General features: G+C 63.0%; 17 protein-coding genes. 8 read left to right on the forward strand and 9 right to left on the reverse strand.

Annotation, left to right across the window (positions count from 1 at the left end):
- Nucleotides 1-24: 24 nt before the first annotated feature.
- Both argH and ACCAA_RS14670 read right to left on the reverse strand, forming a co-directional pair.
- Nucleotides 25-1410, reverse strand: a complete 1386-nt coding sequence (gene argH / locus ACCAA_RS14665; protein ID WP_186407995.1) for an argininosuccinate lyase — start codon at nt 1408-1410, stop codon at nt 25-27.
- Nucleotides 1411-1812: 402 nt separating this feature from the next.
- Nucleotides 1813-2442: a methyltransferase domain-containing protein gene (locus ACCAA_RS14670; RefSeq protein ID WP_186407996.1), complete on the reverse strand. Its 630-nt coding sequence runs from the start codon at nt 2440-2442 to the stop codon at nt 1813-1815.
- A gap of 140 nt (nt 2443-2582) precedes the next feature.
- On the opposite strand from ACCAA_RS14670, the gene hemC reads away from it, so the two are divergent.
- Both hemC and ACCAA_RS14680 read left to right on the forward strand, forming a co-directional pair.
- Nucleotides 2583-3527, forward strand: a complete 945-nt coding sequence (gene hemC, locus ACCAA_RS14675) for a hydroxymethylbilane synthase (RefSeq protein WP_186407997.1) — start codon at nt 2583-2585, stop codon at nt 3525-3527.
- Nucleotides 3527-4303, forward strand: a complete 777-nt coding sequence (locus ACCAA_RS14680; RefSeq protein ID WP_186407998.1) for a uroporphyrinogen-III synthase — start codon at nt 3527-3529, stop codon at nt 4301-4303. Before hemC ends, ACCAA_RS14680 begins: the two co-directional genes overlap by 1 nt.
- A gap of 139 nt (nt 4304-4442) precedes the next feature.
- On the opposite strand, the gene hemF is transcribed toward ACCAA_RS14680, so the two are convergent.
- The 5 genes from hemF to dusB all read right to left on the reverse strand — a co-directional run bounded on the left by hemF (nt 4443) and on the right by dusB (nt 9611).
- Complete coding sequence (hemF, locus tag ACCAA_RS14685) at nt 4443-5357, reverse strand: oxygen-dependent coproporphyrinogen oxidase (RefSeq protein ID WP_186408039.1); 915 nt, start codon at nt 5355-5357, stop codon at nt 4443-4445.
- A gap of 73 nt (nt 5358-5430) precedes the next feature.
- Entirely contained in the window at nt 5431-6711 is a 1281-nt protein-coding gene (gene purD / locus ACCAA_RS14690; RefSeq protein WP_186407999.1) for a phosphoribosylamine--glycine ligase, read from the reverse strand.
- Between the two features lies 1 nt (nt 6712).
- Entirely contained in the window at nt 6713-8278 is a 1566-nt protein-coding gene (purH, locus tag ACCAA_RS14695; RefSeq protein ID WP_186408000.1) for a bifunctional phosphoribosylaminoimidazolecarboxamide formyltransferase/IMP cyclohydrolase, read from the reverse strand.
- 38 nt (nt 8279-8316) lie between these two features.
- Entirely contained in the window at nt 8317-8562 is a 246-nt protein-coding gene (locus ACCAA_RS14700; RefSeq protein ID WP_186408001.1) for a helix-turn-helix domain-containing protein, read from the reverse strand.
- On the reverse strand, nt 8559-9611 hold the full coding sequence (dusB, locus tag ACCAA_RS14705) for a tRNA dihydrouridine synthase DusB (protein WP_186408002.1): 1053 nt from the start codon (nt 9609-9611) through the stop codon (nt 8559-8561). Before dusB ends, ACCAA_RS14700 begins: the two co-directional genes overlap by 4 nt.
- Before the next feature lie 256 nt (nt 9612-9867).
- On the opposite strand from dusB, the gene ACCAA_RS14710 reads away from it, so the two are divergent.
- From ACCAA_RS14710 to ACCAA_RS14735, 6 genes are all read left to right on the forward strand, one after another.
- Nucleotides 9868-10251, forward strand: a complete 384-nt coding sequence (locus ACCAA_RS14710; protein WP_186408003.1) for an RNA recognition motif domain-containing protein — start codon at nt 9868-9870, stop codon at nt 10249-10251.
- A gap of 104 nt (nt 10252-10355) precedes the next feature.
- On the forward strand, nt 10356-10535 hold the full coding sequence (locus ACCAA_RS14715; RefSeq protein WP_186408004.1) for a hypothetical protein: 180 nt from the start codon (nt 10356-10358) through the stop codon (nt 10533-10535).
- A 107-nt stretch (nt 10536-10642) separates the two neighbouring features.
- On the forward strand, nt 10643-11038 hold the full coding sequence (locus ACCAA_RS14720) for an SxtJ family membrane protein (RefSeq protein WP_186408005.1): 396 nt from the start codon (nt 10643-10645) through the stop codon (nt 11036-11038).
- A gap of 11 nt (nt 11039-11049) precedes the next feature.
- On the forward strand, nt 11050-11199 hold the full coding sequence (locus ACCAA_RS14725) for a DUF5989 family protein (RefSeq protein WP_186408006.1): 150 nt from the start codon (nt 11050-11052) through the stop codon (nt 11197-11199).
- 3 nt (nt 11200-11202) lie between these two features.
- Complete coding sequence (locus ACCAA_RS14730) at nt 11203-13038, forward strand: carbamoyltransferase family protein (RefSeq protein ID WP_186408007.1); 1836 nt, start codon at nt 11203-11205, stop codon at nt 13036-13038.
- Between the two features lie 104 nt (nt 13039-13142).
- On the forward strand, nt 13143-14384 hold the full coding sequence (locus ACCAA_RS14735) for a GDSL-type esterase/lipase family protein (RefSeq protein ID WP_186408008.1): 1242 nt from the start codon (nt 13143-13145) through the stop codon (nt 14382-14384).
- Between the two features lie 221 nt (nt 14385-14605).
- On the opposite strand, the gene ACCAA_RS14740 is transcribed toward ACCAA_RS14735, so the two are convergent.
- Both ACCAA_RS14740 and ACCAA_RS14745 read right to left on the reverse strand, forming a co-directional pair.
- Complete coding sequence (locus ACCAA_RS14740; RefSeq protein WP_186408009.1) at nt 14606-16129, reverse strand: NYN domain-containing protein; 1524 nt, start codon at nt 16127-16129, stop codon at nt 14606-14608.
- 108 nt (nt 16130-16237) lie between these two features.
- Nucleotides 16238-18103 (reverse strand): RNA-binding domain-containing protein, encoded by a 1866-nt coding sequence (locus ACCAA_RS14745; protein ID WP_186408010.1) that lies wholly within the window; start codon nt 18101-18103, stop codon nt 16238-16240.
- Between the last annotated feature and the right edge of the window lie 146 nt (nt 18104-18249).

The raw sequence follows: 18249 nt of genomic DNA on the forward strand, positions 1-18249 counted from the left end.
GTTGAGCGGAGTGGTGTCCAGCGGCTACGCGCGGCGCGCGCGGGCAATCGCCGCCAGAACCTGTTCGGGCGCCGTGCCGCCCACGTGATTGCGTGCCGCCAGTGACCCGTCGACCGTCAGCACGGCGAAGACGTCGTCCGCGACCAGCGGCGAAAACCCTTGCAAGTCAGCGAGCGAAAGTGCTGCCAGGTCAACGCCCTGTTCCTCGGCGTGGCGTACTGCAAGGCCGACCGCTGCGTGCGCATCACGGAAAGGCAAGCCCTTGCGGGTCAGATAGTCGGCCAGATCGGTAGCCGTGGCAAATCCCTGGCGCAAAGCGTCGCGCATGTTCTCCGGGCGAGTGCTGACGCCGGCAATCAGGTCGGCAAAAATACGCAAGGTGTCGGTGACCGTGTCGATGGAGTCGAAGAGCGGCTCCTTGTCTTCCTGATTGTCCTTGTTGTAGGCCAGCGGCTGGCCTTTCATCAGGGTCAGCAAAGCCATCAGATGCCCGTACACGCGGCCCGTCTTGCCGCGCGCCAGCTCGGGTACGTCGGGATTTTTCTTCTGCGGCATGATCGAGCTGCCGGTGCAGAAGCGATCGGCAATCCTGATGAAGCCGAAACGCGGGTTCATCCACAACACCAGTTCCTCCGACAGGCGCGAGAGATGCATCATTACCAGCGCGCTGGCGGCACAGAATTCGATGGCAAAGTCGCGGTCGGAAACTGCGTCCAGCGAGTTTTCGCAAACGCCCTCGAAGCCCAGCAGGTCGGCGACGAATGAGCGGTCGATGGGGTAGCTCGTGCCGGCCAGTGCAGCGGCACCGAGCGGCAGTCGGTTGGTGCGTCTTCGACAGTCGGCGAAGCGCTCGGCGTCGCGTCGCATCATCTCGAAATAGGCCAGCAGGTGATGGCCGAAGGTCACTGGTTGGGCAACCTGGAGGTGAGTGAAGCCGGGTAGTGGTGTGGCGGCCTCCTTTTCTGCCAGGTCGAGGAGCCTGTTCTGGAACTGGTCAAGCAGGGCGAGAATGTCATCGATGGCGTCGCGCAGATACAGGCGAATGTCGGTCGCCACCTGGTCGTTGCGTGAGCGTCCGGTATGCAGGCGTTTGCCGGCATCGCCGACGAGCGTGGTCAGGCGTTTCTCGATATTCAGGTGCACATCTTCGAGATCGAGGGACCAGACGAAGGTACCGGCTTCGATCTCCTCGACGACCAGTGCCATGCCGCGCTCGATGTCGGCCAGGTCTTGCCTGGCGATGATTTCCTGTCTGGCCAGCATCGTGGCGTGCGCCAGCGAGGCCCGGATATCCTGGCGCCACAGGCGGCGGTCGAAATCCACCGAGGCAGTGTAGCGCTTGACGAGATCGGACATCGGCTCGGCGAAGCGGCCGGCCCAAGTGTATTGGGAAGAATCCGGTTGACTCATGCGGGGAGGTTTCCTGGGCAAGAATGACTCGTGCTCGTCGCTCCTTGGGGAGGCAGCAATACGAGTGACGCGGAGTATAAAGCAAAACCTGACCGGTCAGCCCGTCAGGCGGGCTCTCGGACGTTCCGGCAGAAGCGCGGCTGAGTCCTTGTCGAGATTTCTTACACTTGAATTCTGGCGGTGCGAGGAACTGATCCGCCGCGCCACTTATATCAAACCTGTCATCTAGCGGGCACAAGTCTTGCTATTACGGTGTGCGGCAAAACTTAACCCTTCTATGGCTGAATTGCGCGGTTGACGGAGTAATGCCAACGGAATGACGCAAGCGGCCGCTGTTGATGTGATCTTGGGGCGGTTCCCTGTTGGCGGGAACCGCCCTTTTTCTTTTTGCAGCAGTCAGGCTCAAAGCCGCTGCCATATCTGCCAGCGCTCGTGCCCGGCAAAGACCGGCAGCGAATCGCCGACCGGGCGATCTTCGCGGCGCGTGAAGTACGGCGCCAGCAGTTCCTCCAGTTGTTCCGGGCGGATGCCGAAAGGCGGGCCGCGGGTTTCGTCGCTGAAAAAGAAGAAGCCTGCCAGCAGCCCGCCGGGACGAAGCAGGGCCGCCACTTGCGCGGCATAGTTCGGCCACCAGTTGCGTGGCAGCGCGCAGAGGAAGGCGCGTTCGTAGATCACGTCGAAGGTCGTGCCCGGATCGAGAGCGAAAAAGTCGGCACACAACAGCGTGCCGCGCCAGTCGCCACCCAGCGTTGTGCGGGCTGTTTCAATCGCTGCGCTGGAAAAATCGAGCGCCGTTGTGTTCCAGCCCAGTCGATCGAGAAAGAGCGCGTCGTAGGCGCTGCCGCAACCGGGGACGAGGACGCGGGGGCGCCTGCCGGTGCCCTTCGGTTCGTCCGCCGCGTAGCCGGCGGCAAACGCACGTAGTGCCGCAGGCGCTTCGCCTGCTTCCCAGGGGGTAACGCCATGACGGAAACGGTGGTCCCAGAAGTCGGGGAGTTCGGGCCGTTGATGGTCTGGTCTGTCGGACGACATGGGTTATCTTTCGGTGGTCTTGCCGGGTCAAGCGAGCCAGATGGGCATGCTAGAATGACTGCCCTGATGCCGGCTGGCGTCGATGCCGCCGCTTGCTGCCAGCAGGGCGCGTTGGCCAGCGCTGTTACTGGAATCCTGCCGTGAACTCTGTACCCTCAGCCCCGTCGCGCGTGGTCATCGCCTCACGTGAATCCCGCCTCGCCCTGTGGCAGGCGCAGCATGTTCGTGGTCGCCTCACGGAATTATACCCACAGACAACGGTCGAGATCCTCGGCATGACGACCAGGGGCGATCAAATCCTCGACCGCCCGCTGTCGGCGATCGGCGGCAAAGGGCTGTTCATCAAGGAACTCGAGGTCGCCATGCTGGCAGGTCGCGCCGATCTCGCGGTGCATTCGATGAAGGACCTGCCGATGGAAGTCCCGGCGGGATTCGTCCTGGCTGCCATCTCGGCGCGCGAGAACCCCTGCGATGCTTTCGTCTCCAACCGCTTTGCCGGCCTCGATGAACTGCCCGCCGGTGCGGTCGTCGGTACCTCCAGCTTGCGTCGCGAAGCGACCCTTTGCGCGGGCTATCCGCATCTCTCGGTGAGAAGCCTGCGCGGCAACCTCGACACGCGTCTCAGGAAGCTCGATGCCGGTGAGTACGATGCGATCATCCTCGCCGCCGCCGGCCTGATTCGCCTCGGCTTGGCCAAGCGGATCGCCGCCGTGCTGACCCCCGAGCAGTCGTTGCCGGCGCCCGGCCAAGGTGTGCTGGGTATCGAGGTGCCGGCCGAACGTGCCGACGTGATCGCGCTGGTCGCGCCGCTCAACGATGCCGACAGCGCTCACTGCGTACGCGCCGAGCGTGCTTTTTCGCGCGCCCTGGGCGGTAGCTGCCAGCTTCCGCTTGCGGCTCATGCCGTGCTCGACAACGGTCTGCTCTGGTTGCGCGGCTGGATCGCGACGCCTGACGGCCGGCAGCGCGTGAGCGGCGAACTGCGCGGCTCGCCGGTTGACGACGAGGCGCTGGGTTGCTTGCTCGCGCAGCGCCTGCGCGAGCAAGGGGCCGATGCGATCATCGCGGTGCTGGCAGCCGACTAATGACCGCTCTGTTGCGCGGCAGAAAAATCGCCGTCACCCGTCCGCGCGCGCAGGCGTCGAGTCTGGCGGCACTGATCGCCGAGCAGGGCGGCGAGCCGGTGATCTTTCCCTTGCTCGAAATCTCGCCGGCCGCTGACACGGCGCCGTTGCTGTCGGCGATCGCCGACCTCGATTCGTACGCGCTGGCCGTCTTCATCAGCCCGAACGCGGTTGCTTTCAGCCTGCCGATCATACTTGCCCGCCGGAAATGGCCTGCCGGCCTGCAGGCGGTCGCCATCGGCCAGGGGAGCGTCGCTGCGCTGGCGGCTTACGGCATCGAGCACACGCTCGCCCCCAGCGAGCGCTTCGATTCCGAAGCGGTGCTCGAACTGCCGGCGTTGCAGCGGCAACACGTAGCCGGCAAGCGGGTGGTCATCTTTCGCGGCAACGGCGGGCGCGAACTCCTGGCTGACACGCTGCGTGCGCGTGCTGCCGAAGTCGATTGCGTCGGTTGTTATCAGCGCTCGGCGCCGGGCGATGCGGCACCTCTGCAGGCGCTGTTGCACGCCGGCGAGCTTGACGCACTGACCGTTTCATCGAGCGAGGGTCTGCGCAATCTGGTCGACCTGCTCGACGGCGCGGCGCGTGACGCTCTGCGGCATACGCCGCTCTTCGTGCCGCACCGGCGAATCGCCGATTTGGCGCAGGAACTTGGTTTGCCGAGGGTGATCCTGACTGGCCCGGCCGATGCGGGGATAATCGCCGCTTTGCGGACGCATGATTGGCGGGCAGCATGACTTTGGCCGCAGGTCGTCGCCCAACATCCTGTGTTATGTAGTCTGGTGTCCGGTGCAATGCGCTTCGCTTATTGCACCCTACGGACCTCCCGACCTACGGAAGAGGCCGACCGACAAGACCGACCTGGCGCTATGGCAGTCACACCCAGTCGCGCGGCGCCAGCATTTCGTAGAGCGAGGCTTCGGCCGTGCCGGCTTCGGGTTGCCAGTCGTAGCGCCACTTGACGATCGGTGGCAGCGACATCAGGATCGACTCCGTTCGCCCGCCCGATTGCAGGCCGAACAAGGTGCCACGGTCCCAGACCAGGTTGAACTCGACGTAGCGTCCTCGTCGGTAGGCCTGGAAATCGCGTTCGCGTTCGCCGTAGGGTATCGCCTGCCGCTTCTCGATGAGCGGCAGGTAGGCTGGCGCGAAGGAGTCGCCGACGGCCTGAGTCAGGGCAAAGCAGCGTGTGAAACCCCCTTCGTTGAGGTCGTCGAAGAATACGCCACCGACGCCGCGCGGCTCCTGGCGATGTTTGAGGAAGAAGTACTCGTCGCACCATTTCTTGTAGCGTGCATGGGTGTCGTCGCCGAACGGCAGTAGCGCTTGCTTGCAGGTGGCGTGAAAATGCCGGATGTCTTCGGCAAAGGGGTAATAGGGAGTCAAATCCATGCCGCCGCCAAACCACCAGGCGGGTTCTGCGCCGGCTTTTGTCGCGACGAGCGCGCGCACGTTCATGTGCGCCGTCGGGCAGTAAGGGCTTTCGGGATGCAGGACCAGCGAAACCCCCATCGCTTCGAACGATCTACCGGCGAGTTCAGGGCGTTTGGCGGTCGCCGAGACCGGCAGTGCGGCGCCGCGCACGTGCGAAAAAGCCACGCCGCCGCGCTCGAATACCCGGCCACCCTCGATGATGCACGTGCATCCCTTGCCGGCGAGCGTCTGGCCAGCTTCCTTTTCCCATGGGTCGACGCGGAACTTGCCGCCGTCCGGGCCTTCGATCGCTTCTGCGGCCGCGATGATGCGCGTCTGCAGGCCGGTGAAGTACTCTCCGAGGACGGTAGAGTCGATCACTTCCCGCGCGCCGCCATGGCGCTCAGCGCAGATGAGCCGCAGCCGTCAATCTGCCGCAGCTTTCCTTCGCTCATCGGCTCAGTGCCCGGTGGCCGATGTCGCGTCGATACTGCATGCCGTCGAAATGAAGGCCGACAATGAGGTCGTAGGCGCGTTTCTGGGCCTGCTTGACGTTGTCGCCAAGCGTGGTCACGCACAGCACGCGACCACCAGAGGTGACGATCTGGCCATTCTTCTCCATCGTTCCGGCATGGAACACATGGCTGTCGTCGCTGGCTTTCGGCAGGCCGCTGATCAGGTCTCCCGTGCGCGGGGTAGCGGGGTAGTTCGCCGCAGCCAGGACGACGCCCAGTGCCACGCGACGATCCCAGCTCGCTTCGACCTGGTCGAGTCGCCCGGCGACGCCATGTTCGAGCAGGGTGAGCAGGTCGGACTTCAGGCGCATCATGATCGGCTGTGTTTCCGGGTCGCCGAGCCGGCAATTGAATTCGACCGTCTTGACCGATCCATCCTTGCCCACCATCAACCCGGCGTAGAGGAAGCCGGTGTAGGGAAGACCGTCGGCGGCCATGCCGCGGACCGTCGGCAGGATGATCTCGCGCATGGTTCTGGCGTGTACTTCGGGCGTGACCACCGGCGCTGGTGAGTAAGCGCCCATGCCGCCCGTGTTGGGGCCGGTATCGCCGTCTCCGATTCGCTTGTGATCCTGACTCGAAGCCAGCGGCAGTACGTTTTTACCGTCGACCATGACGATGAAGCTGGCCTCTTCACCTTCGAGGAACTCTTCGATGACTACGCGCGCGGTAGCCGACTCGCCCGGCGCGCGAACGCTGCTGTCGGAGAGCATGTGGTCAATGGCGGCATGCGCTTCGGCGAGCGTCATGGCCACCATCACGCCCTTGCCGGCGGCGAGTCCATCGGCCTTGATGACGATCGGCGCGCCCTGCTGGTCGATATAGGCGTGGGCGGCAGAGCGCTCGGCGAAGGTCGCGAAGCGAGCCGTCGGGATGTGGTGTCGGGCCATAAAGCGTTTGGCGAAAGCCTTCGAACTCTCAAGCTGCGCGGCTTCCCTGGTCGGACCAAAGATCTTTAGGCCGCGGGCGCGGAAGATGTTGACGATGCCTGCGGCAAGCGGCGCTTCGGGGCCGACGATGGTGAGGTGGATTTTCTGTTTTTCTGCAAAGTCGGCGAGCGCTTCGGGGTCGGTGATGCCGATGTTTTCGAGTTCGCGTTCTCGTGCCGTGCCGGCGTTGCCAGGCGCGACGAAGATCCTTTGCAGGCCTGGCGTCTTCGCCAGACGCCAGGCGAACGCGTGTTCGCGACCACCGGAGCCGATGACCAGTAACTTCATATCAGTGCCGAAAGTGCCGGGCGCCGGTGAACACCATCGCCAGACCATGCTCGTCGGCCGCGCTGATCACCTCATCGTCACGCACCGAGCCACCGGGCTGAATCACCGCCTTGGCGCCGGCGCCGGCGACGACATCCAGCCCGTCACGGAAGGGGAAGAAAGCGTCGGAAGCAACGCAGGAACCGGCCAGGTCGAGGCCGGCGCTCTGCGCCTTGCTGGCCGCGATGCGCGTCGAATCGACACGACTCATCTGGCCGGCACCCACGCCGAGCGTCATGCCGCCGCCGCAGAAGACGATGGCATTGGACTTGACGAACTTGGCGACGCGGTAGGCGAACAGCAGGTCTTCGATCTGCGTAGCGCTCGGCGCCACCTGCGTCACCACCCTGAGGTCGGCGGGCTGCACGTTGAAGCGGTCGGGTGTCTGTACCAGCAGGCCGCCACCGACGCGCTTCAGTTCGAAGGCGTGATAGACCCTGGCCAGAGGCAGTTCGAGGACGCGCAGATTCTGCTTGGCAGCCAGCATTTCTCTTGCCGCGTCGGTGAAAGCCGGTGCCAGCAGCACCTCGACGAAATGCTTGCGTGCGTTCATTGCCGCGACGACCTCGTGGTCGACGGTACCGTTGAAGGCGATGATACCGCCGAAAGCCGATGTCGAGTCGGTCTGAAAGGCTTTTGCATACGCCGAGACGAGATTGACATCGACCGCCACGCCACACGGATTGGCGTGCTTGATGATCACGCAGGCCGGCGTGTCGAAGGTCTTGACACATTCCCAGGCGGCGTCCGCATCGGCGATGTTGTTGTACGATAGTTCCTTGCCCTGCAACTGCCGGTAGTTGGCGATCGAGCCGGCGGTGGGTGCAGGATCGCGATAGAAAGCCGCTTGCTGGTGCGGATTTTCGCCGTAGCGCAGCGTCTCGACGCGATCGAAAGCGAGTTGGAGTTGTTCGGGGAAAGGCTGTGGCTGGTTCGCGTCATCGAGTGCCGTGAGCCAGTTGGCGATCGCACCGTCGTAGCGCGCGGTGTGCACGAAAGCCTTTTTGGCCAGCGCAAAGCGTGTGCCCAGGCTCAGGGCGCCGGCACTGCTGGCCATCTCGGCGAGCAGTGCCGGGTAGTCTTCGGGGTCGGTGACGACGGCCACGCCGGCGTAATTCTTGGCTGCTGAACGGACCATGGCCGGACCCCCGATGTCGATGTTCTCGATGGCCTCGACCAGCGTCACGGCGGGGTTGGCAACAGTCTCTCTGAAGGGGTAGAGATTCACGCAGACCAGATCGATGGTCGGGATATCGTGCTGTTCGAGGGTCGCCATGTGCTCGGGAGAATCGCGGCGAGCCAGGATGCCGCCGTGCACCCTGGGGTGAAGGGTCTTGACGCGGCCGTCGAGCATTTCCGGGAAGCCCGTGTAATCGCCGACCTCGGTGACCGGCAGACCGGCGTCGCGCAGCAATTTCGCTGTACCTCCGGTGGACAGCAGCTTGACGCCGTGGGCGATGAGGCCCTGGGCGAATTCGAGGGCGCCATTCTTGTTGGAGAGGCTGATCAGGGCTTGACGGATTTTCATGGTGGGCAGGCAGGCAAGGTGGTTTTGAGGGCGAAGGTTCAGGCAAGCAGCTTGTGGTCGAGCAGCTTCTTGCGCAGCGTGTTGCGGTTGATGCCAAGGATCTCGGCGGCAAGCGTCTGGTTGCCGGCAGCTTGCTTGAGGACCACTTCGAGCATCGGGCGTTCGACGCTCTTGATGACCATTTCGTAGACGGCGGTGGGTTTCTCGCCGTCCAGCTTCTGGAAGTAGCTCTCCAGCGCTCTACCGACACAAAGGGCGATCGGGTTGTCTTCATTCTGCGTCATGCGGCAAGTTCCTCACAATCGCCCGCGCCTGCTCCCGGTGTTGCCGGATCGCTGGCCGCGTAGGGCAGGTGCTCGTGCTGTGCCGCGAGAGCAGCAAAAAAGTCATTCACTGCCTGGCGTTGCAGATCGACGGTCGGCAACTGATTCATCATGTGCCGGAAAGCCGCCGAACCGACCAATCCTCGGGTGTACCAGGAGATATGCTTGCGCGCGATGCGCATGCCGGTGTCGCTGCCGTAAAACAGATAGACGTCTTCAAGGTGTTCGAGCAAAACCTGGTGGATCTCGCTGACCAGCGGCGGCGTCAGATACGTTCCGGTTTTCAGGAAGTGTTCGATCTCGCGGAACAGCCAGGGACGCCCCTGCGCGGCACGGCCGATCATCAGCGCGTCGGCACCGGTGGTGTCGAGAACGAATTTCGCTTTTTCCGGCGAGTCGATGTCGCCGTTGGCGATGATTGGGATGCGCGCCGCTGCCTTCACCGCCCGGATCGTCTCGTATTCGGCACGGCCGGTGTAGCCGCAGGCGCGCGTCCGTCCATGCATGGCCAGAGCCCTGATCCCGGACTGCTCGGCAATCGCCAGGATGGCCAGCGCATTGCGGCTGGCGGTGTCCCAGCCAGTGCGGATCTTGAGCGTCACCGCTGTGTTCGGGACGGCATTGACGACGGCTCCCAGAATCCGGGCGACCAGCGGTTCATCCTTGAGCAGCGCAGATCCCGCCATGACGTGGCAGATTTTCTTGGCCGGGCAGCCCATGTTGATGTCGATGATCTGGGCGCCACGGTCGACGTTGTAACGCGCCGCATCGGCCATCATCGACGGACTGGCGCCGGCGATCTGGACCGAGATCGGCGCCATCTCGCCATCATGTCTGGCACGTCGTTGGGTCTTCGCGCTGCCGTAGAGCAGCGAGTTCGAGGTCACCATCTCGGACACGGCCAGGCCGGCACCCATTCTCTTGCAGAGTTGTCGGAAAGGACGATCGGTCACACCTGCCATCGGTGCGACAAAGAGGTTGTTGCGAAGGGAAAAGTCGAGAAATTCCATGGCTGTACGTGCCGGGCGTGGCAAGGCAAGACGCGGATTCTACCGCGATTGCCGCCCAAAAAACAGACACCGCTGGCTGTCTGGCACGATGACCTGCGCCTGTCGCCGACTTTCAGCGAAACAAATCGCTGACTGGCCGGACCCCGGACTGTGGGCATGAAACGGCGATCTTGAGAAAACCATTCGACTCCGGCGCCTACCGTTGGTATTCTGAGCAGCGTAGCGTCTTTTATATCCTCACACTGGAGCACTCAAATTGGGCAAGAAGCTTTACGTCGGAAACCTGGGCTATAACGTTGACAAGAGCGACCTCGAAAAAATGTTCGCCGCGCACGGCACAGTTGCCTCCGCGCAGGTGATCACCGATCGCGAAACAGGACGCTCGAAGGGCTTCGGCTTTGTCGAGATGGGCACCGATCAGGAGGCGCAGGCGGCCATCGCGGCGCTCGCGGGCAAGAGCCTTGACGGCCGCAACCTGACCGTCAATGAAGCACGTCCCCAGGAAGGTCGCAGTGGTGGCGGCGGTGGCGGCGGTTTCGGTGGCGCCCGCCGCGGTGGCGGTGGTGGCGGTGGTGGGGGGGGCGGCTTTGGTAGTGGCGGTCGTGGCGGTGCGGGTGGCGGTGGGGGCACCCGCTACTGATTCCCTCGGTCGCCGACCCCCGACGTCGGTGTTTGGCGGCTTGACGCGACCGTATCCAGATTTCCACCGGTGTAGCCGCGGCTGCGGCAATGAGAGGACACGTCTTGGCAAAACCCAATTATCAGTTTGAAAAGCGTCAGCGAGAGCTTGAGAAGAAGAGGAAGCAGGAAGAAAAGCGGCAGCGCGAACTCGCCGCCAAGAGCCAGCCGGAGGGCAGCGCCTCCGAAGGCGCGGCCGAAGCACCTGAGTCGACCGAAGCCGGCGGTTCAGGGACGCCAAGCTGACGGAGGCGACAGGTTCGAACATTGAGCGGGGTTATTGACCGCGGTTGACAGGCCTGGTCGGGCCAGAGATACTCGCCCGCACTTCCGTGGACTTCCCCCCAGCGCCAATGCAAGGTCCGGCTCACCCTTCCAACCGTTCGTTCGGCACCCTGTTTGTCGTCGTCTTCGCCTTGGCCGGCGGCTATCTCTGGTGGCGACACCTGGCCGGGCACGAGTGGTTTTTTGTCGCGGCCGGTCTGCTCTTGCTGGTCACGCTGACCGCCCCCGATTGGCTGGCGCCGTTCAACCGCGCCTGGATGAAGCTGGCGGAACTGCTCAATCGCGTCGTTTCGCCGCTGGTCCTCGGCCTCCTCTTTTTCGGTCTTTTCACGCCGATTGCCTGGGGAATGCGGCTGGCCGGCCGTGATGCGATGAAGCGGCGATTCGAACCGGAAGCAAGCAGCTATTGGCAGGATCGCGACCCGCCCGGGCCCGATCCCGACGGCCTGCACAACCAGTTCTGACAGGAAGCAAGATGGGATTCATCGGCGAGTTATGGCAGTTTCTCAAGGTGCGCAAGAAGTTCTGGATGCTGCCGATCATCATCGTGATGGTTCTCCTCGGCGGGCTGCTGGTCCTGGCGCAGGGTTCGGTGATCGCACCGTTCATCTACACCCTGTTCTGAACGATGCGCGTTCTCGGGCTATCCGCCTATTATCATGATGCGGCGGCGGCTGTCGTCGTCGACGGGAGAATCGTCGCCGCCGCGCAGGAGGAACGCTTCAGCCGAATCAAGCACGACCCCGCGTTTCCTGTAAACGCAGCGCGAGCGTGCCTCGAACTCGCCGGGCTACAGCCGGCCGAGATTGATCTGGTGGCCTTTTACGACAAGCCCTTCCTCAAGTTCGAGCGTTTGCTCGAAACGTATCTGGCTTTCGCCCCGCGCGGCTTTACCTCGTTCCGGCATGCGCTGCCGCTGTGGCTGAAGGAAAAGCTGTTCCAGAAAAGCATGCTCGTCAAGGAGTTGTCGCAGTTGGACGAGGACGTCGACTGGGCGCCGCGTCTGCTCTTCTCCGAGCATCACCTCAGCCATGCGGCGAGCGCGTTCTTCCCGTCGCCGTTCGCCCGGGCGGCGGTGCTCACCATGGACGGTGTCGGCGAGTGGACGACCACCTCGCTGGCGATCGGCTCGGGAGCCGACCTCAAGGTGATCCGGGAGATTCATTTCCCGCATTCGCTAGGGCTTCTCTATTCCGCATTCACCTATTACACCGGCTTCAAGGTCAACTCCGGCGAGTACAAGGTGATGGGTCTGGCACCCTACGGCGAACCGAAGTACGCGGCGCTGATCCTTGAACACCTGATCGACGTCAAGGAAGACGGCAGCTTCCGCCTCAACCTTGACTACTTCGATTACTGCACTGGGCTGACGATGACCAACCGTCGCTTCGACGCCTTGTTTGGCGGCCCGCCGCGCAAGGCGGACGAAGCGCTCGGACAGAGGGAGATGGACCTCGCCGCTTCGGTGCAGGCAGTCACCGAGCAGGTAGTGCTGAAGCTCGCGCAGGCTGTCGCTCGCGAAACCGGCGAGACGAATCTGTGCCTGGCCGGTGGCGTGGCGCTCAATTGCGTGGCCAACGGCAAATTGCTCAGGCAACGCAGCTTCGCGCGGATGTGGCTGCAACCGGCGGCCGGCGATGCCGGCGGTTCGCTCGGCGCAGCGCTGGTCGCCGCGCACCTGTACCGGCGCGAGCCGCGACCGTCGAACGGAGCTGCCGATTGCATGCAGGGCTCCTACCTCGGCCCCAGCCACGATACCGCCGATAGCGTCCGGCGACTGAGCGCTATGGGCGCGAAATTCGACGTCCTCGATGATGACCAGATCGTCGAACGATGCGCCCGAGCGCTGGCCGATGGCCAGGCGCTAGGCTGGCACCAGGGCCGCATGGAATTCGGCCCGCGCGCCCTCGGCGGGCGCTCGATTCTCGGCGATGCGCGCTCGCCGACGATGCAGAAGCTGCTCAACCTCAAGGTCAAGTACCGCGAGTCGTTTCGGCCGTTCGCTCCCGCGGTCCTGCGCGAGGACGTGAGTGACTGGTTCGACCTCGACGAAGACAGCCCGTACATGCTGCTGGTGGCCGACGTTCTCGACCGCCATCGCATCGCCATGACGCCCGAAGAGCAACAGCTTTTCGGCATCGACAAGCTCAACGTGCCGCGCTCGTCGATTCCTGCCGTCACGCACGTCGATTATTCGGCGCGCATCCAGACCGTTCACCGCGAGACCAATCCGCGCTATCACGCGGTGATCAGCCGCTTCAAGGCACTGACCGGCTGTCCGGTGGTGGTCAACACCAGTTTCAATGTACGCGGCGAGCCAATCGTCTGTACGCCTGATGACGCTTTTCGCTGCTTCATGGGCACCGAGATCGAAACCCTGGCCGTGGGCAACTGCTTCCTGCGCAAGCAAGACCAGGATCCGGCCCTGAAGGAGCGCTACGAAGGGAAGTTCGTGCTGGACTGAATCCTCAATCAGGCGCGGGTCACGCCCGGCAAGCTGAACCCTGCCGGCGGACGAGGTCAACCCCCTTGCCACTGTAATATTGAATCTTGACGAGACTATCGTTCATGAAAAGATCCACCCTGGTCAACATCCTGCTGGTCGTGGTCAGCGTCCTGGTCACCGTGCTCGTGCTGGAAGTGGTGATCGAAAAGACACTGCTGACCAGAATCCCGGTCAAGTTCCATTTTGCCCTGCCTTCCGGTCTGGCCGTGCTCGCCCAGAGTTCGAAAGCGCACCGACTGCCCGAGCACTATGTGGCCCTGGCGGGCGACTCCTACGCCCAAGGCAAGGGCGATTGGTTGCTGCAGGTCAATCCGGCAGGCAACGAAGCCTTTCATTCGGCGCATGTCCTGCAGCAACTGACCGGCTACGATGTCATCAGCTTCGGCAGGAGTGGTGCGAGTAGCGCCAAGGGATGGGTGCGCGAGCCGGTGTCGAAATACAGATACCTCCACGACACAGTAGACAGCGACCTGCAGCCGCCGGCGTTCATCCTCGCCTTCTTCTATGCCGGCAACGATCTGTCGGACAATTTCCTGGAGGTGCGCGACAGCTTCATCCCCGACTACGGCGAAGCCGCGCTGCATGACGAAGCGGCCTGGGACCAGTTCTTCAACAAGGAAGTGCGCAGGAACCAGGTCGGACCACATGGTTCCGCACAGGTCAATCGTGGCTGGCTGATCACGACGCTATTTCGAATCGTCAAGCGTGAACTGTCCGGCAAGGATGTCGAGGCGGAAGTTGATCCGGCTGACCAGATGGCTGCCCAGGGCAAGGGCGGCAATCAGGTCGTCGTCGGCGGGCGATCAACGGCGATTCCCGGTGGCCTGCAATCGCCGGGGCTCGAGCTTGATCGGCAGCAAACCGAGATCGCTTTCCTGGCCATGGCAAAATCCCTGGCTCGCCTGAAACAGGCCTTTCCCGTCAGCCAGGTGGTGGTGGTTTATGTCCCGTCGGTGATCGAGGCCTACGCTCCGGGCTCGGACGAGGTGAGCATTTTCAATTCGGTTCCCCAGCAAGGCAAGTATCTGCAGGAACGCCATTCGGCGGCAGAACTCGCGGCGCGCAGCGATCAAGTGGCCGCTCGCGTGGCCGCTGAAGCGCAGGCGCAAGGCCTGCCGTTCATCGACACGCGCCAGGATATCCGGGCAGCGAGTGCACAGCACATCCTGCACGGTCCGAAAGACTGGTTGCACTTCAATCGTCTGGGTTACGAAGCGTTTGCCCGTTCGATCGCCTGTGCTATGGCGGCGAAAAAGCTGTGGCCAGCACAGGCGTGTCCGCCGGCGACTCCGGCGAACGGATAGTGGCATGGCGCCAACGGTCATGGCTTCTGGCAGACACCCCCGATCATAAGAGGCATGCCCGTTTCCCCTCCCTTGCCAGGCGCATTCCGGCTTGCACGCCGGAATTGCTCGATGGGCGCGGAGCATACTCCGCAAATTCCCCATCTCGCCCCCCGATCTCTCCCGCAAGCGGGCGAGGGGCGATTCGCGAGTCGCTCGCGCGACTTTCGCGGTAAGCACGCTTACTGCGCACCCTCCAACCAGCGCGCAATCGCCCTCTCCGTTGCCTTGTCGAGCGGCATCTGCTCGCGCAGGCACAAGGAGCGGACGTTGTTCGCCATCGTGCGGGCCAGTGACGAGGCATCGTCCTGACCTTTGCCGAAGACGTGCCCACGCATCAGCAGTCCGCGCAGGATCCAATTCACGTCGAGACGGCTGCCGCCATGGCCAGCCTCGCGGATGCGGTCGCGCACCCGCTTGCCGGTCTCCTTCAAGTCGAATGGATGTTCGGCGACCTCCTGAGCAATGCTCACGAATAGTGCCTGGTAATCGACCGGCCGCAGTAGCGGTATGCCGGATACTTCGTGGATCTGCGTTGCGATCGGCAGCAGATTCTGGTCGGTTCCCCAGTTCGAGGCACTGCCACTGAGGGACTTGAGGCTCGTCGCCGCGACACTCATGTGCCGATGAGGGTCCAGTACCCAGCCGCCAGAGGCACTCCAGTCAAGTTGAAGGGCGCCGAGGGGGAGCGCTTCGACGAATTTGCGGAACGAACCCTTGCCGTTCCAGTCGGCGGCGATCGCGCCGTGTTGCGTGGTGATCAGGCTGGCGATGCGGCTGCAGGGGACCGGCACGTTCGACCTGGCGACTTCCTGCTCGATGAGTCGGGTGATGCGCGTCAGATCGGTGTCCACCGAAGCCGTGGGTGTCGTCGTTGCCAGTTCAAGAGCGGCGTGGCGGCGCGGATCGTGGATGCTGCCACCACCGGCTGTCGTGATCGCCAGTGGCGTCAGGTTCCATGACTCGACCAGCCCCCGGAAGCTGCCGTGGCCAGCCCAGGTCGAGGCATCCATTCCCTCGACCGAGGCGAGGACTCTGGCGGCGAGCCTGGCCATGGCGACCGGCACGGCCGATTCTGCGACCACCTGTTCCACCAGCGTGCGCGCGGCAGCGGCGAGCGCATCGTCATCGGGTTTGCTGACCGGAGGCGTTGTTCCCGGTTGTTGCGGCAGTGATTCATCGTCGTCCCTGAAGCCGAGCGCCTTGCGCACGAACTCGTCCTGGTCGATGAGCAGATCGGCCGATGCGCGGTAGGCGGCCGATGGAAAGCCGATCGCCAGCACCGTCGTGCGCCGGTCCCAGCGGCGCAGTTTGCGCAGCACCGGGGTGAAATCGGCGTCGGCGGAAAACACGATGAACTCGTCGTAGGGGACCTCATGCTGCAACAGATCGATGATGTCGAGCACCATGTGAATGTCGGTGCTGGTTTTTCCCTCGCTGGTCAGGGCAGGGCAGTCGATGATCTCGAAGCCGGCCAGGTTGAAGGACGGTCGGAAGCGCTGATAGGCCTGCGGATTCAGGTAACAGCGGCGCACAAGAACACGGCGGCGTGCACCGGCGGGAGCGTGATCGGGCAGTTCGAGCGCCTCGACGACCCAGTTCATCCACTGCAGCGGCTGGCGGGCAAAGCGATCGGCGATGGTCTGATCAAGCTTCCGTAGCCCGGAATACACGTTGTCGAAATCGACGAAAAGTGCGCTTTTCAAGATGTCGTGTCCTTTCTGTTCAAATCCTCGCCGACGATCCGTTCTTCTCAAGGAGGCCCTCGTAAGCGTAGTCCTTGACGTTGACGCCCATCGACGACCAGGTCCTCATCAGTCTTGTTGTTCGCTTTCGCCCGCACGATAGCGTTGCTGCGGGTGATTTGGGTGGTGGGGGAAGAGCAACTGCAGCGAGCCCGCTTTCAGCATCGGCGTCAGATAGTGGTTCTGAAGGCTGGCCGGCGCACGGGCCAGCAGCTCGGCCAATTCACTCAACGACAGGGGTTGGACGGCGCACAAAGAGCGAATTACCTGTCGCATTTCCTCCGGTCTTGTCCGCTTTTCTATCCGCACCCGATCCGCCAGGACTTGCAGTGTTGTCCTGTGTTGGGCCGGCGAAACCTTATGTTGAGAGCTGCCTTGCTTATGTTGGGACATCTCGTCACTATGTTGAGAGCCTTCCATGCCGCCAGACTGTTGGCTGAAGAGGTCACCGACCGGCTGCTTCGGCCACCGGTAACGCGTGCCGCGTCCATGGCCGCTTTTCTCCAACCAACTCGCCTCGACAAATTGCTTCAGCCGAGCACCGATTTCACGGGGATGCTCTCCTCGGTAGGGCTGAATGTCGGCGTTGCCGACTTCGTCAAACCGATGCGCGAGCATCAAGATCACACGCCCCAGTTCGTCGAGGCTACTGTAAGCATCACCCACCACCGCGCGCAACTCGCGTTCGACGTCACCTGGAATCATGCTCGCCAGCGGCAGCCAGACGCGCGTCATCTCCAGCGCCATGTTCTCCGCGACGAACGGAATCATCCAGTGTTGTTCGCGCCAGGCGCGGAGGATTTTCTGAAAGCCCGACCCCGCCTTCTCGCCGAGCCCCAGCATCTGGAACATCTTCTGCAGGCTTGGGTTGCGCGGATCGCTCACTCCTCCCTGGTAGAGCGCCTCGCGCGGTATGCGAAGGGTGCCTGGGTTAAAAAACACAAAGGCGTCCCGCCGTTTGATCACCGTGATCGGGCGGGACGACTGATGATCCGCATGAACCAGCGTGTTCACCAACGCTTCGCGTAGCGCTTCGTGAACATGTGTCTCATCAACACGCGTCGCGCGGTCGTCCAGTTTGAACGGCACCGCGAGTCCGTCGACCAGTCGCGGATAGACGCGGTAATAGAAATTGAAGAGGTTCGGCGCCCACTTGCCGTCCACAGTAAGCCGGAAGGTCCAGCGCTGCTCTGGATCGTCGGAGAGTTGCTCCTGATAATCAAGGTGGTAGTGCGGCGACGCGTCCAGCAAACTGCGCTCCGCGCCGAACATCAACAGTCCCGCCATCGTCAACCCGTCGCGGCCGGACACGCGTTCTCGCCGCCATCCACCCAGCTGGCGCAGAAGTTCGATGTCGTCCAGAGCAAGGAAAGGATGATCCGGCTCACGCGAACCGAATCGGTTGCGAAAAGCTTTTAGCGTCGCGGCGTCGAGGTCGGCAAGACCGAAGCCCTCGAAGATGCCCGCATCCTGGGGTTCATCGCTTGCGTCGCGCAGCATCTGCCGCACTTCTATGTCGGTGCAGCGGTAGTCACCTTCAAAATTGCGTTTGAACGTGCCGGCGAGCGGATTGCCGTTGATAAATATCGGCCGCTGCGTACGCGTCGCACGAGGTACCTGTACTATGACCATGTCCTTGCCGTCGATGCTCGCGACTGAAACGTCGCGATCGATGCAGATCGGCGCGTTGAGTTTTTGCGGATTGTTGTGCGAATCCCAGAAGGCCTTGATCAGCCTGCTCGGCGTACGCACGCCGGCGATTTCGTGCTGGTCGCCACTTTCCACTACACCGAGCACAATCGTGCCGCCCTCGGTATTCGCGAAAGCCGACAAGGATTCCCACAGCGACTTCGGCAACCCCCCGTCAGCACACTTGAACTCGACGTCCTGGTCTTCGCCGATATCGAGCCGGGCAAGGATCTGATCGAGTGTCATGCGCATCCCTCGGTAGAAAAACGAAGGTGGTGTTGCCGGAGAAGGGTGTTGACTTCCATGTGTCGATGCACTCCTGTGAATCTTGTCACTCTCCCGCTTTGCATAGCCTATAGCAAGCCATCAAGTCGAGCCGGCCCCTTTGCTCT

The organism is Candidatus Accumulibacter aalborgensis (genome assembly GCF_900089955.1).
In the GTDB taxonomy this organism is placed as follows: Bacteria; Pseudomonadota; Gammaproteobacteria; order Burkholderiales; family Rhodocyclaceae; genus Accumulibacter; species Accumulibacter aalborgensis.

Bases quoted from the DNA above. Each gene is read 5' to 3' on its own strand.
- argH (WP_186407995.1), bottom strand. From the start codon at position 1,410: ATGAGTCAACCGGATTCTTCCCAATACACTTGGGCCGGCCGCTTCGCC.
- ACCAA_RS14670 (WP_186407996.1), bottom strand. From the start codon at position 2,442: ATGTCGTCCGACAGACCAGACCATCAACGGCCCGAACTCCCCGACTTC.
- ACCAA_RS14680 (WP_186407998.1), top strand. From the start codon at position 3,527: ATGACCGCTCTGTTGCGCGGCAGAAAAATCGCCGTCACCCGTCCGCGC.
- purD (WP_186407999.1), bottom strand. From the start codon at position 6,711: ATGAAGTTACTGGTCATCGGCTCCGGTGGTCGCGAACACGCGTTCGCC.
- purH (WP_186408000.1), bottom strand. From the start codon at position 8,278: ATGAAAATCCGTCAAGCCCTGATCAGCCTCTCCAACAAGAATGGCGCC.
- ACCAA_RS14700 (WP_186408001.1), bottom strand. From the start codon at position 8,562: ATGACGCAGAATGAAGACAACCCGATCGCCCTTTGTGTCGGTAGAGCG.
- dusB (WP_186408002.1), bottom strand. From the start codon at position 9,611: ATGGAATTTCTCGACTTTTCCCTTCGCAACAACCTCTTTGTCGCACCG.
- ACCAA_RS14720 (WP_186408005.1), top strand. From the start codon at position 10,643: ATGCAAGGTCCGGCTCACCCTTCCAACCGTTCGTTCGGCACCCTGTTT.
- ACCAA_RS14725 (WP_186408006.1), top strand. From the start codon at position 11,050: ATGGGATTCATCGGCGAGTTATGGCAGTTTCTCAAGGTGCGCAAGAAG.
- ACCAA_RS14730 (WP_186408007.1), top strand. From the start codon at position 11,203: ATGCGCGTTCTCGGGCTATCCGCCTATTATCATGATGCGGCGGCGGCT.
- ACCAA_RS14735 (WP_186408008.1), top strand. From the start codon at position 13,143: ATGAAAAGATCCACCCTGGTCAACATCCTGCTGGTCGTGGTCAGCGTC.
- ACCAA_RS14745 (WP_186408010.1), bottom strand. From the start codon at position 18,103: ATGACACTCGATCAGATCCTTGCCCGGCTCGATATCGGCGAAGACCAG.